The following is a 13,808-nucleotide window of genomic DNA, read 5'->3' on the forward strand; positions in this document are numbered from 1 at the left end:
AAGTAAAAGTAAAACTTGGCGGACATGACGGAGATTCGGTTCGTCAAAAAAGTTGATTCGGAATTTATACCCCGTCGCCGGGCGGCTGGCAACCGGGAAACGTCGAAAATGCGGACATTCCGCGCGTTTTCTTCAAAATGCGCGGAATGTCTGCGCCGCGATGCGGTTATGCCGTACCGCCGACCGTCATCCTGTCGATCCGCAGGGTCGGCTGGCCGACGCCGACCGGCACGCTCTGGCCTTCCTTGCCGCACACGCCGACACCCGAGTCGAGCGACATGTCGTTGCCGATCATGCTCACGTCCTTCAGCGATTCCGGGCCGCTGCCGATCAGCGTCGCACCCTTCACCGGGTAGGTGATCTTGCCGTTCTCGATCATGTACGCCTCGGACGCCGAGAACACGAACTTGCCGTTCGTGATGTCGACCTGGCCGCCGCCGAAGTTCACCGCGTACAGGCCGTTCTTCACCGACGCGATGATTTCCTGCGGATCCTTGTCGCCGTTCAGCATGTACGTGTTGGTCATGCGCGGCATCGGCAGCGCTGCGTACGACTCGCGGCGCGCGTTGCCGGTCACCGGCATCTTCATCAGGCGGGCGTTCAGCGTGTCCTGGATGTAGCCCTTCAGGATGCCGTCCTCGATCAGCGTCGTGCACTGCGTCGGGTTGCCTTCGTCGTCGATGTTCAGCGAGCCGCGGCGGTTCGGCAGCGTGCCGTCGTCGACGACGGTCACGCCCTTCGCGGCGACCCGCTCGCCGATCCGGCCCGCGAATGCCGACGAACCCTTGCGGTTGAAGTCGCCTTCGAGACCGTGGCCGATCGCCTCGTGCAGCAGCACGCCCGGCCAGCCCGGCCCGAGCACGACCGTCATCGCGCCGGCCGGCGCGGGGCGGGCGTCGAGGTTCACGAGTGCCGCATGCACGGCGTCGTCGACGTAGCGCGACAGCACGTCGTCGGTGAAATAGCCGTAGTCGAAGCGACCGCCGCCGCCGCCGGAGCCGATCTCGCGGCGGCCGTTCTGCTCGGCGATCACCGTGACCGACACGCGCACGAGTGGGCGGATGTCGGCTGCGAGCGCGCCGTCGCTGCGGGCAACCAGCACGACGTCGTATTCGCCGGCGAGGCCTGCCATCACCTGCGTGATGCGCGGGTCGCGGCCGCGCGCCATCTGCTCGATGCGCTCGAGCAGCTTGACCTTGGCCGTTGCGTCGAGCGACGCGAGCGGATCGGACGGCAGGTACAGGTCGCGGCCCGAGATGCCCTTCAGCGACGATGCCGCCTTGATCTTCTGGCGGCCGCCGCCGGCCGCCGCGATTGCCTTGGTGGCCGCCGCGGCTTGCGCGATCGCTTCCGGCGACAGGTCGTCGGAATACGCGAACGCGGTGCGGTCGCCCGCGACCGCGCGCACGCCGACGCCCTGGTCGATGCTGAAGCTGCCCGATTTGACGATGCCTTCCTCGAGGCTCCACGCTTCGCTGCGGGTCGCCTGGAAGTACAGGTCCGCATAGTCGACGCGATGCGTGAAGATGTCGGCGATCGTGCGCGTGAGCAGGCTTTCGTCGAGGCCGTACGGCGTGAGCAGGATGTCCTTCGCCAGCGCGAGGTTGCGGATGCCGGGTTCGATGATGTTCATGCGGATATCGGGGTTTCTCAAAAAGTTGTCGGGTGCTTCTGGGCAGATGGGTTGGCCGCGCGGCGTTTCAAGCGGTGCGGCGGATTCAGGTCAGCACGCGGTGCCGCCACGCGGGCAGGCTCTGGCGCACGTCGGCGATGCGCTGCGGATCGATCCCGCCGAGCACGACGCTGGCACCGACGTCACGGACCGCGACGATCTCGCCCCACGGGTCGATCAGCATGCTGTGGCCCCAGGTGCGCCGGCCGTTCTCGTGCTTGCCGCCTTGCGCGGCCGCGAGCACGTAGCACTGGTTTTCGACGGCCCGCGCGCGCAGCAGCGTTTCCCAGTGCGCGCGGCCCGTCGTATACGTAAACGCCGACGGGACGACGATCAGCGCGCAGTCGCCCATCCTGCGATACAGCTCCGGAAAGCGGAGATCGTAACAGACCGACAGGCCGACCCGCCCGAACGGCGCGTCGAACGCGACGACCGCATCGCCCGCGCGGATCGTGCGCGCCTCGTCGAACGACTCGTCGCCTTTCTCGAAGTTGAACAGGTGGATCTTGTCGTAGCGCGCGGCTTCGTTGCCTGATGGATCGAACACGAGCGTCGTGTTGAGCACGCGATCGGGCTCCGGCGCCTTCAGCGGCAGCGTGCCGCCGATCACCCAGATGCCGTGGCGACGCGCGGCGTCCGCGAGGAAGCGCTGGACCGGGCCGTCCTGGTACGGTTCGGCGAGCGCGAGCTTGTCGGTGTCGCGGTGGCCCATGAAGCAGAAATACTCGGGCAGCAGCACGAGCTGCGCGCCTTCGCCGGCGGCTTCCGCGATCAGGCGGCGGGCTTCGGCGAGATTGCGCGCGACGTCCGGCGTGCTCACCATCTGCAGCGCGGCGACCTGGAAGGGCGTGGCGGAACGGGTGTGGTCGGTCATCGCAGGATCGGTTGCGTCATAAATGGGGTGCGGCCCGGCACCGTGCGCGATTCGACGCGCGGCTCAATGATTCGCCGCATCGGCCGGACCGTGATTCATCTTACCCTGATCGCCCCGCACCCGCTCGATGTGCGGGTGCGCCCACGAGCCGGTGATCGCGTAGTCGAGCGCGAACGCGCGCGACAGCGTCTCCGACAGCGCATAGTTCGCGGCCAGCACGCCGACGCCGAGCAGCGGGTTGATGATGGCCGCCCCGATCGCGGCGGCGCCCGCGCTGATCTTCGGTGCGACGTGCGCATGCAGGTCCTGCGTCTCGGCGCCGAGATCGACCGCGCCGCGCACGGAGACGTTCGCGGGCCCCGTCATCATCGAGAAGTCGTCGGTGCGGGCGATCCCGTTCGAGATCTGGCCGGTGCCGGTAATCTTGTCGAACGGCAGCCCCTTGCCGATCACGTCGCGGAAATTCAGCGTCAGGAAGCGCGCGAGGCTCTGCAGGCTCAGCACGCCGAGCAGTTTCGCCGCGCCCGGGTCGACCTTCAGGATCTGGCCGTGTTCGAGATCGATCGCGATCTGGCCGCCGAGTGACGGGAAGTCGAGCGCGGTCGGGCCGCCGCGCCAGCCGACCTTGCCGGTCACCGAGCCATGGCCGTTCGCCAGCGTGCGCGGCAGGCCGACGCGGTCGAGCAGCGCGCCCGCGTTGCCGATGTCGAGCTTGAAGTCGAACACGGTGCGGCGCGGTGCGTCGCTCTCGTCGGTGCCGCGGGCGAGCGCGCGGCGCGACGTGCGCCAGTTGCCGGTCGCCGTCAGCTTCGCGTCCGGGTTCGACAGCTCCAGTTTGTCGAGCTGCCAGACCGGCGTGCCGGCTTCATCGATATTGCGCGCGTTGACGACGAGGCGGCCGATGTCGTGGTTGCGCGCGACGACCTGGTCGACGATCAGGTCGATCGACGGTATCGGGCGGTCGGTCGGCGTCGGCAGGTTCATCGCGCGGCCGACGAGATCGTGCTGCGCGCTGTCGGGCACCACGAGCTTCGCGAGCCGCGCGTTCAGCACGCCGGCGCCGTTGTGGCCGCCGCCCGGCGCCCACGACAGGTAGCCCGACACCTGGTTCGACGCGATGTTCGCCTGCCACAGCTCGTCGATGTGCGAGGCGCCGACGATCACGTTTTCCCAGTTGCGCTTGAGCAGCTTCAGCGTGCCGAAATGGAGCGCGAAGCGCTTCGGCGCGAAGCTCGCGAAATCGACGCGCGGCGCGGCCTGCGGCTCCGGCGCGCGCGGCGTGTCGGACTTCAGCGTATGGGCAAGCGCGAGCCACGCATCGGCGTCCAGTTCGTTGACGTCGACGGCCGCGCTCACGCCGTCCTGCGGCATGTCGGGCATCCGGTGGATGCCCATCGCGCCGCGCACCGCGCGCAGCGGCTGGCCGCGCGTCGCGTCGAGCAGGTAGGTCGCGGACACGGGGCCGAGCGTCAGGTCGGCGTGCTCGAGGCGCTTGCCGTCCGCTTGCGGCGCCGGCTGCAGCGTGAAGTTGAACGGCATCGGCGTGCCGGCCGCCTTCGCGAACGGCGCGGGGAAATTCAGCGCGACGCCGGTCAGGTCGGAATGCGCGCTGATGTCGGGCAGGCGGCCCGGCGCGCCGCGTACGGCGACCTTGTACGGCGCGTCGCCGACCACGTGCTCGAGCAGCGCGGCGGCCGGGCCGTGCAGGTTCAGGCCGCGCGCGGCGTCGAGTGCGAGCCGGCCGTCGACGTCCACCGTGTAGGGCCCGTGCGACTGGAAGTTGCCGTTCGCGCGCACCGGGCCGCCGAGGAAGCGCCCCGAGAGTTCGTGCAGCGATGCGCCGGCCTCGGTGAACCGGACACTGCCGCGCAGTGCGGACAGCGGCGGCACGCCGCTGGTCGTCAGCGTGTTGCCGCCGAATGCGAGCGCGCCTTCGACGTGCGTGTGCGGATGCGCGACGTGCTGCGGAATCGTGATCTTGAGCCCGAGCGACGCGGGCCCCTGCGCGTCGATCCGCTGGCCGATGTGCCCGCTCATCGTGCCGAGCGAGCTGTTGTCCGCGTAGTCGATCAGGTCGGCGAGCGGGCCCTGCGCATGGCCGTCGATGATCAGCGGCGAGTGGCTCGGATTGCCGAGATCGTCGATGCGGCCCGCGACCTTCGTCAGTGCGACGCGCTTGTAGTGTGCGCGGTGGATGTCGAAGCGCAGCTTGTTCTGCGCGAGTTCGAATACGCCGTCGATCCCGTCGAGCGCCGGCCAGATGCTCGGCGTGCCGTTCGCGAGCTTGCGCGGCGGGTACGGCGTCGGTTCGAAGCGGCCGCCGGTGAACGGCGCGACGATGTGGAACACGCCGGCGTCCGGCTCGTGTTCGAACGGGAATTTCTCGAGCGGGCCACGGGCGACGATCGATGCGCCCTTGGCCACCTGGCCGTCCTGCAGTGCGTGGCCGAGATAGTCGCGCAGGTGCTCGGACATCCCGGTCGGGAGGTAGCGTGGAATGCGCGCCACCGACGCCCGGGCGAAATCGGCGCGCAGGTCGAGCGAGCCGCGGCCGTGGCCGGGGTTCGTGTACGAGCCCGACACCGCGATTTCGGCATCGGGGTTCGACACGAACAGGTCGGGCAGCGACACGTCGACGCGCGCGTGCTTGTCGCCGGGCGCGGGCGTGATCGTCCATTTGGCATTGCCGCGCAGCCGGTCGAACGTCAGGCGCGGCTCGTCGAATTCGCCGGGCACCGTGACGGCTGCATTGACCGTGTCGAAATGCGCGGAGCCGCCTGTCTCGTTCGCGTCGACGCGGCCCCACAGGTTCTCGACACCCGGCCAGCCGGCGCGCGGGTGGCCGCGCGGCGAGAGCCCGGGCGGCGGCTCCTGCGCGGCGAAGCTGATGCCTTGCAGGTCGCCGAGGAAGCGGTAGCGCACGATCGGCGCCGCGCCCATGCGCCGCTCCTCGTCGGCGAGGTCCGCGTGTGCGGGTTTCGCGCGCTCGACCTCGATGTGATAGTTCGACACCATCCCGCGCGGGTCGAGCTTGATCAGCTCGTTGCGCAGGCGTGCCGGCAGCGGCAGCCCGCGGATGAATTCGCTGAGGATGCCGAGATCGACGCGGTCGCCGACCACGCTCAGCAACTGCCCCTGGTTCACGGTCGGCACGCGGTAGCGGGCCGTCAGCGTCGACAGCGCGAGCGAGCGGGCGAGCGGCGTGCCGTCCGGCAGCGGCGGCTGGCCGAGCTCCGCGTTGAAGCGCGTCAGGTGCAGCGTGTAGTCGTGGCCGGCGTCGAGCTGCATGTCCCAGCCGAAGCCGACCGTCGGCACGTCGAGCCGCGGCTGCGTCGGGCGCACGCGCAGCGCGACGTCCGCGCCCTGCAGGTCGCCGCCCGCCGAATGCAGGTGGCCGTCGCCGAAGGTGGCCCAGATCGCGTTGTCGATCCGGCCCGCGTGGATCGTGAGCGGCATGTCGAGGTAGCGCGCGAGCGTCTGCAGGTCGACCGGGCCCGTCGACAGGTACGCGTCGCCCGTCCAGTTCGCCGGCTTGCCGACCGGCGCGAGCGGCTTGTGCCTGAAGCGCGCACGGAAGTCGAGCGGGCCGAGCAGCAGCGTGCCGTTCGCGGGCGCCTGCAGCGCGGCCTTGTGCACGCGGCCGGCATTGAGCACCGCGATCCGGATGCCCGACAGCACGAGCTCCGGCGCGTCATGCTGCGCGTCGCGCCAGCGCAGCGTGCCGCCGCGCAGCACGATCGCCTCCTGTTTCAGCAGCCACGTGCCGAACGTGTCGTTGCCGCCGTGGGTGGTCGCCACGCCGACGCCCGCGATGCTCAGCGAGCCGTCGGCGGCACGCGCGACGACCAGGTCGGGCTGGTCGACGATCAGGCTCGACAGTGCGGGCGACAGCCGCAGCAGCGACATCCACGACAGCGCGGCCGTCGCATGCGGCACCGACAGCGCGACCTTGCCGTCACGGCCGCGGATCGTCAGGTTCGTAAGTTCGACGCCCGGCTGCATGCCGGACCAGTTCGGGGAAAGCTTGCCGATCGAAAGCTGCGCGTGGAGCTTGTCGGACACCGCGCGTTCGATGCGCGGGCGGAATTCGTCGATGCGGGGCAGCAGGACGTACCGCAGCCCGAGGAACGTGCCCGCAGCGACGAAGTAGGTGCCGATCCCGACTGCCAGCGTCACTTTGAACACGCGACGCAAGACCGGATGATCGTGCTTCGGAGGTCCCGCTTCGGGCGCAGCTACGGCGGATTCCTGACGGTCGGGCATGCGGCGGACGGGCGGCGATATGGTAGTTTTGCAGACTGACGTAGAAATGTATCACACGGGTTCGTGCCGGCGGCCGTTGCGGCAGCGTGGCACGGGCTTTCCGGCGCGCGGTTTGGCGACGGGCGCACCCGCCCCGCGACGCCGCGCCGAGTCCATGGAGCCGGTCGGGAGCGGGGCGCGCGTGCGCTTCCCGTGCCGGCCGGCCGTTCCGCCAGGCCCGCTTCTCGATGACCGACGCTTCCGCCCTGATCTGCACGTCCTATTCCCGTTACCTGGCCCGCGCGGCCGCCGCGCGACCCGCGCTGGTCGACCAGGTCGCTGCGTGGGTTGCCGCGCCGCTCGGTCGCGCGCAGCTCGACGCGCGCCTCACCGAACTGCTCGCGACGCCGGCCGGCACGGCCGCGCCGACCGAGGAGCAACTGAAGCGCGCACTGCGGCAACTGCGCGCCGAGGTGTTCGGCGCGGTGGCGGAGCGTGACCTGCGCGGGGTGGCGGACGTCGCCGAAGTGACGGGCGCGATGACCGATCTCGCGGAAGTGGCCGTGCAGCGCTCGCTCGCGCTGCTGTCGGCCGAGCTCGAGGCGCTGTACGGCGAGCCGCGCGGTGCCGACGGCCAGCGCGTCGTGCTCGGCGTGGTCGGGATGGGCAAGCTCGGCGGCCGTGAGTTGAACGTGTCGTCGGACATCGACCTGATCTTCGTCTACGAGGACGACGGCGAGACGACCGGCGGCGCGCGTTCGCCGCTGTCCACGCAGGAATACTTCACGCGGCTCGGCCGGCGGCTGATCGGCGTGTTGTCGGAAGTCACCGCCGACGGCTACGTGTTTCGCGTCGACATGCGGCTGCGTCCGAACGGCGATTCGGGGCCGCTCGTCTGCAGCCTCGGCATGCTCGAGGAATATTTCTACGTGCAGGGCCGCGAGTGGGAGCGCTATGCGTGGATCAAGGGGCGGCTCGTGTCGGAAGGCGACAGCGACGCGGCGCAACGGCTGGCGTCGCAGCTCGAGTCGATCGTCAAGCCGTTCGTGTACCGCCGCTACCTCGACTTCGGCGTGATCGGCGCGATCCGCTCGCTGCACCAGCAGATCCGGCAGGAAGCCGCGCGCCGCGCGTCGATGCGGCCCGACAAGGCCGACGACATCAAGCTCGGGCGCGGCGGGATCCGCGAGATCGAATTCAGTGCGCAGGTGTTCCAGCTGATCCGCGGCGGCCAGGATGCGGAATTCCGCGTGCGGCCGACGCTTGCGGTGCTGCGCCATGCGCAGGCGCGCGGGCTGATCGGCGAGGATGTGCGTGCGCGCCTGACCGAAGCCTACAACTTCCTGCGCACGCTCGAGCACCGGCTGCAGTACCGCAACGACGCGCAGACGCACGCGATGCCGGTCGAGCCGGACGAACGCGCGGCGCTGGCCGCGTCGCTGGGCTTTGCCGACTATGCGGCGCTGATGACGGTGCTGGACGGCCACCGCACGTTCGTCGAAGCGCAGTTCGACCAGATTTTTGCCGACAAGGCGAGCGGCGCGCCCTGCGCGGCCGGCGACGACACGGCCGCCGCGTGGATCTGGAGCGGCGCGCTGGCCGACGACGGCGAGGACGACGCGCTGGTCGCGCGTCTCGACGGCCTCGGCTTTACGGATCCGGCCACCGTGCTCGCCCGGCTGCGCGCGATCTGGCAGTCGTCGCGCTACACGGGCCTGCCGGAAAAGAGCCGGCAGCGCTTCGACAGCGTCGCGCAGCGGGCGCTCGACGCCGCGCCGAACATCGACGCGGCGCGCCGTGACGACACGATCGTGCGCCTGTTCGACCTGCTCGAGACGGTCAGCCGGCGCGGTGTCTATCTCGCGCTGCTGACCGAATATCCGGCTGCACTCGACCGCGTGCTGTCGGTGCTCGGTGCGACGCGCTGGGGCGGCGGCTACCTGATCCGCCATCCGCAACTGCTCGACGAACTGCTCGACGACGAGGCGATCGCGAGCCCGTTCGACTGGCCCGCGTTCAAGGACGCACTGCGCGCGCGACTCGCCGCGGCCGACGGCCCCGAGCAACAGATGGACCTGCTGCGGCACGCCCAGCACGCGGAGGTGTTCCGGATCCTGCTGATCGATCTGGCCGGGCAACTGTCGGTCGAGCACGTGAGCGACCGGCTGTCCGAGCTGGCCGACGCGGTGCTCGACGTGACGATCGAAGTCGTCTGGTCGCAGCTCGCGAAGCGCCATCGCGACGTGCCGAAGTTCGCGGTGATCGCGTACGGCAAGCTGGGCGGCAAGGAGCTCGGCTACGCGTCGGATCTCGACCTGATCTTCCTGTACGACGACGCTGACGAGCGCTCGGCGGACGTCTACACGACCTTCACGCGGCGCCTGATCACGTGGCTCACCACGGCGACCGGGGCGGGCGCGCTGTTCGACATCGACCTGCGGCTGCGGCCGAACGGCGAGGCCGGGCTGCTCGTCACTGATCTCGACGCGTTCCGTCGCTACCAGCTGCGCGAGGGCGACGCGGCGAATACCGCGTGGGTCTGGGAGCACCAGGCGCTGACGCGTGCCCGCTACAGCGCGGGCGACGCGCAGATCGGCGCGGACTTCGAGGCGATCCGCCAGCAGGTGCTGACGACGCCGCGCGACGGCGGCGTGCTCGCGAAGGAAATCGTCGACATGCGCGGCAAGGTGTTCGCCGGCCACCCGAACCAGACCGAGCTGTTCGACCTGAAGCACGATCGCGGCGGGATGGTCGACATCGAGTTCATCGTCCAGTACTGGGTGCTGCTGCACGCGTCGAGCGACGCCGAGCTGATCCGCAACACGGGCAACATCGCGCTGCTGCGCGAGGTCGCACGCTTCGGGCTGATGGGCGAGGACGAGGCCGAGCGCGTCGGGGCGGCGTACCGGAAGTACCGGAAGCTGCAGCACAAGCTGCGGCTCGACGGGATGGAGAAGGCGCGGGTCGATCCGGCCGTGGTGGCTGACGAGCGGGCGGCCGTGACGGCGCTGTGGGAGCGCGTGTTCGGGGCGGTTGAAACGGACAGTTGAAACGGCCGTTCGATGCGGGGGCAGGGCGGACACGATCGTGCTGCCCGCCGTGCCAAAAAGAAGACCGGCGCGTGCGCCGGTCTTTTTGCATTCGACGAACGGATAACGGGGGGCCGGCGTCAGGCGGCCAGCATTTCCTTCGCGTGCTTGCGCGTCGTGGCCGTGATCTCGAGCCCGCCGAGCATCCGCGCGACTTCCTCGATCCGGTTGGCGCGGTCGAGTGCGACGACGGTCGACACCGTACCGCCACGGTCGTCGGCGCCTTTTGCGACCTGGTAGTGGTGATCGCCGCGCGCGGCGACCTGCGGCAGGTGCGTCACGCACAGCACCTGGCGATCGCGCCCGAGCTGGTGCAGCAGGCGGCCGACCACTTCGGCGACGCCGCCGCCGATCCCCGTATCGACTTCGTCGAAGATCAGCGTCGGCGTCGGGCTTGCCGCGCTGGCGATCACCGCGAGCGCGAGGCTGATCCGCGCGAGCTCGCCGCCCGACGCAACCTTCGCGAGCGGCCGCAGCGGCACGCCGGGGTGCCCGGCGACCCGGAATTCGACCTGTTCGAGCCCGTGCGGACCGCCGTCGGCGAGCGGCACGAGCGCGACTTCGAAGCTCCCGCCCGCCATCGACAGTTCCTGCATGCCGGCCGTGACGGCCGTGCCGAGCGCCTTGGCGGCCTGCGCGCGTGCCTTGGACAGGTGCTTGGCGTCGGCGAGATAGGCTTCCCGCGCCTTGGCCTGCACTGCCTCGAGCGCGCCGAGATCGGCCGCCGCGTCGAGTGCGGCGAGCTGCGCGCGGCGTGCCGCGTGTTCTTCGTGCAGCGTGTCGGGCGGCAAGCGGAACTTGCGGGCGGTCGAGTGCAGCGCATCGAGGCGCGTTTCGACCTGCGCGAGCCGTTCGGGATCGAGATCGACGCGCTGCGCATAGTGCGACAGCGAATAGACGGCTTCCTGCAGCTGGATCTCGGCCGGTTCGAGCGACGCGAGCGCGTCGCCGAGCGAGGTGTCGTAGTCGGCGAGGCTGCGCAGCTTCGACACGATCGCGCCGAGCTGCGCGAGCATCGCGTCGTCGGACTCGGACAGCGCGTTGAGCGCACCGCGCACGCCTTCGATCAGGTTTGCCGAATGCGACAGGCGCTTGTGCTCGTTGCTGACTTCGTCCCATTCGCCGGCTTGCGGCGCGAGCTTGTCGAGTTCGGCGAGCTGCCAGGCGAGCTTTTCCCGTTCGAGCTGCAGCTCGCGCTCATGCGCTTTTGCAGCCTCGATCGCCTGCGTCGCGTCGCGCCACACGCGCCATGCGCGCGCGACGTTCGCGGCATCGGCGACGAGCCCCGCGTGCGTATCGAACAGCTCGCGCTGCGCATCCGGCCGCATCAGCAGCTGGTGCGCATGCTGGCCGTGGATGTCGACGAGCATTTCGCCGAGCTCGCGCAGTTGCGCGAGCGTCGCGCTGGTGCCGTTGATGAACGCGCGCGACCGGCCGTTCGCGTCGATCACGCGGCGCAGCATCACGGTGTCCTCGGTGTCGAACGCATGTTCGTCGAGCCAGCGCGCGACGCGGTCGTGCGGCGTGAATTCGGCGGTGATGTCGGCGCGGCCGCAGGCGGTGCGCACGACGCTGGCGTCGGCACGTTCGCCGAGCGCGAGGGCAAGGGCATCGATCAGGATCGATTTCCCGGCGCCGGTTTCACCGGAAAAGACGGAAAAGCCGCTGTCGAATTCGAGATCGAGCGCGGCGACGATGACGAAGTCGCGGATCGAGAGGTGGCGGAGCATGGTGTCGGGCGGAGTGGCGTCAGGACGCCTTGTCGTCTTCGTTCGAGGCGTGTTCGTTCCAGTGCAGCTTCTTGCGCAGCGTCGCGTAGTAGCTGTAGCCGATCGGGTGCAGGAACGGCACCGTATGCTTCGAGCGGCGCACCTCGATCGTGTCGTTCAGTTCGAGCGCGGTGAACGACTGCATGTCGAAGTTCACGTTGACGTCGCGGCCGCCGACGATCTGGATCGCGATTTTCGAATCGTCGGGCAGCACGATCGGCCGGTTCGACAGCGCATGCGGCGCGATCGGCACGAGCACGATGCCCGCCAGCTGCGGATGGAGGATCGGGCCGGCCGACGACAGCGCATAAGCGGTCGAACCGGTCGGCGTGGCGACGATCAGGCCGTCCGAACGCTGGTTGTACATGTACCGGCCGTCGACCGAAGCGCGCAGCTCGACCATCCCGGAGAAGCCGCTGCGGTTCACGACGACGTCGTTGAAGGCGATCGCGTGGTAGATCGGTTCGCCGTCGCGCATGATCCGCGCTTCGAGCAGCGCGCGCTCCTCGCGCTCGAACTTGCCCGACAGGATCACCGGGACGAGCGCCTGCATGTCGGCCGCCGCGATATCGGTGATGAAGCCGAGCCGCCCGTGGTTGATCCCGATCAGCGGTGTCTTGTACGGCGCGAGCTGACGGCCGATGCCGAGCATCGTCCCGTCGCCGCCCAGCACGACCGCCACATCGGCACGCGCCCCGATTTCGGCCGGGGTCAGCGCCGGGTAGCCGGTGATGCCGATCTCGCGCGCGGTCTCGGCTTCGAAGACGACCTCGAAGCCCCGCTTGGCGATGCAGGCGGCCAGCGTGGCGAGCGGCTCGGCGATGTTCGGCGTGTTGCTCCGACCGACGAGCGCGACAGTGTTGAACAGATTACCGGTTTTCATGCCGGCATTACACCATAGCTCGTTGACGAAAAGAACCGGCTGTGCGCAGTCGGGGCCGGATCGGGCCGGCCCGCGCAACGGTAGCCGACGCCACTCGCCGCGGTCGCGCGGTTGCGCTAAAATTTTCCACCATGCTAGATCCTCGCGCACGAACCCTCCTGAAAACCCTGATCGAACGGTATATCGCCGACGGTCAGCCAGTCGGATCGCGCACGTTGTCCCGTTACTCCGGGCTCGAGCTGAGCCCGGCAACGATCCGCAACGTGATGTCCGACCTGGAGGAGCTCGGCCTCGTGTCGAGCCCGCACACGTCGGCCGGCCGCGTGCCGACGCCGCGCGGCTACCGGCTGTTCGTCGACACGATGCTGACGGTCGAGGCGCCGATCGACGCCGAAGCCGTGGCGCGGCAGGTGCAGAACACGCTGCAGGCGGGCGAGCCGCAGCAGCGGGTCGTGGCGGCCGCCGCGAGCGTGCTGTCGAACCTGTCGCAGTTCGCGGGCGTGGTGCTGACGCCGCGCCGCAGCCACGTGTTCAAGCAGATCGAGTTCATGCGCCTGTCGGACAAGCGCATCCTGCTGATCATCGTCACGCCCGAGGGCGACGTGCAGAACCGGATGCTCGCGACGCCGCGCGATTACTCGCCGTCGCAACTGACCGAGGCGTCCAACTACATCAACGCGCATTTCGCCGGACTGTCGTTCGACGAGGTGCGCCGCCGCCTGCGCGACGAGATCGACCAGTTGCGCGGCGACATGACCGCGCTGATGCACGCCGCCGTGACGGCCAGCACCGAGGTGCCCGACACCGAGGACACCGTGCTGATTTCCGGCGAGCGCAACCTGCTCGAAGTGGCGGATCTCTCGTCCGACATGGCGCGGCTGCGCAAGCTGTTCGACGTATTCGACCAAAAGACGGGCCTCCTGCAACTGCTCGACGTGTCGAGCCACGCCCAGGGCGTGCAGATCTTCATTGGCGGCGAATCGACGCTCGTGCCGATCGAGGAAATGAGCGTCGTTACCGCGCCTTACGAGGTGAACGGGCAGATCGTCGGCACGCTCGGCGTGATCGGCCCGACCCGCATGGCGTACAACCGCGTGATACCGATCGTCGACATCACCGCGCGCCTGCTGTCGCTCACGCTGAGCCAGCAGTAGCCTGCCGTCGCCGGCCCGATCCTGCCCCGTCATCGTGCCGCGGCACCGCGTGTGCAGGCAGTCGGCCGAACGGCCAGCCGACCGGCGCGGAGCGGCCCGCTATAATTGAGAGCCGTCCGGTCCCG

7 protein-coding genes are annotated in these 13,808 nt (G+C 69.5%); 2 read left to right on the forward strand and 5 right to left on the reverse strand.

From position 1 onward, the window contains the following. Window positions 1–166 precede the first annotated feature (166 nt). The 3 genes from tldD to CFB82_RS03885 form a co-directional block, all read right to left on the reverse strand. A complete protein-coding gene (tldD, locus tag CFB82_RS03875) occupies window positions 167–1,633 on the reverse strand; it encodes a metalloprotease TldD (protein WP_039361365.1) in 1,467 nt (488 codons plus the stop codon). Between the two features lie 85 nt (window positions 1,634–1,718). Further along, on the reverse strand, window positions 1,719–2,546 hold the full coding sequence (locus tag CFB82_RS03880) for a carbon-nitrogen hydrolase family protein (RefSeq protein ID WP_089483467.1): 828 nt from the start codon (window positions 2,544–2,546) through the stop codon (window positions 1,719–1,721). A gap of 63 nt (window positions 2,547–2,609) precedes the next feature. Next, window positions 2,610–6,809, reverse strand: coding sequence for a YhdP family protein (locus CFB82_RS03885; protein WP_069247187.1), 4,200 nt, complete (start codon window positions 6,807–6,809; stop codon window positions 2,610–2,612). 227 nt (window positions 6,810–7,036) lie between these two features. On the opposite strand from CFB82_RS03885, the gene glnE reads away from it, so the two are divergent. Then, window positions 7,037–9,838, forward strand: a complete 2,802-nt coding sequence (gene glnE / locus CFB82_RS03890; protein ID WP_089483468.1) for a bifunctional [glutamate--ammonia ligase]-adenylyl-L-tyrosine phosphorylase/[glutamate--ammonia-ligase] adenylyltransferase — start codon at window positions 7,037–7,039, stop codon at window positions 9,836–9,838. 119 nt (window positions 9,839–9,957) lie between these two features. On the opposite strand, the gene recN is transcribed toward glnE, so the two are convergent. Continuing rightward, window positions 9,958–11,607 (reverse strand): DNA repair protein RecN, encoded by a 1,650-nt coding sequence (gene recN, locus CFB82_RS03895; RefSeq protein ID WP_089483469.1) that lies wholly within the window; start codon window positions 11,605–11,607, stop codon window positions 9,958–9,960. A 19-nt stretch (window positions 11,608–11,626) separates the two neighbouring features. Then, window positions 11,627–12,529, reverse strand: coding sequence for an NAD kinase (locus CFB82_RS03900; RefSeq protein WP_069247190.1), 903 nt, complete (start codon window positions 12,527–12,529; stop codon window positions 11,627–11,629). Window positions 12,530–12,660: 131 nt separating this feature from the next. Between CFB82_RS03900 and hrcA the strand changes: the two genes are divergently transcribed. Continuing rightward, window positions 12,661–13,683 carry a heat-inducible transcriptional repressor HrcA gene (hrcA, locus tag CFB82_RS03905; protein ID WP_031399637.1) on the forward strand — a complete coding sequence of 341 codons (1,023 nt, stop codon included), beginning with the start codon at window positions 12,661–12,663 and terminating at the stop codon, window positions 13,681–13,683. The last annotated feature ends 125 nt before the right edge of the window (window positions 13,684–13,808 follow it).

The sequence above is a fragment of the Burkholderia sp. HI2714 genome, assembly GCF_002223085.1.
Lineage (GTDB): Bacteria > Pseudomonadota > Gammaproteobacteria > Burkholderiales > Burkholderiaceae > Burkholderia > Burkholderia lata_D.

Coding starts and splice junctions, on each gene's coding strand:
- tldD (WP_039361365.1), bottom strand. CDS start 1,633: ATGAACATCATCGAACCCGGCATCCGCAACCTCGCGCTGGCGAAGGAC.
- CFB82_RS03880 (WP_089483467.1), bottom strand. CDS start 2,546: ATGACCGACCACACCCGTTCCGCCACGCCCTTCCAGGTCGCCGCGCTG.
- CFB82_RS03885 (WP_069247187.1), bottom strand. CDS start 6,809: ATGCCCGACCGTCAGGAATCCGCCGTAGCTGCGCCCGAAGCGGGACCT.
- glnE (WP_089483468.1), top strand. CDS start 7,037: ATGACCGACGCTTCCGCCCTGATCTGCACGTCCTATTCCCGTTACCTG.
- recN (WP_089483469.1), bottom strand. CDS start 11,607: ATGCTCCGCCACCTCTCGATCCGCGACTTCGTCATCGTCGCCGCGCTC.
- CFB82_RS03900 (WP_069247190.1), bottom strand. CDS start 12,529: ATGAAAACCGGTAATCTGTTCAACACTGTCGCGCTCGTCGGTCGGAGC.
- hrcA (WP_031399637.1), top strand. CDS start 12,661: ATGCTAGATCCTCGCGCACGAACCCTCCTGAAAACCCTGATCGAACGG.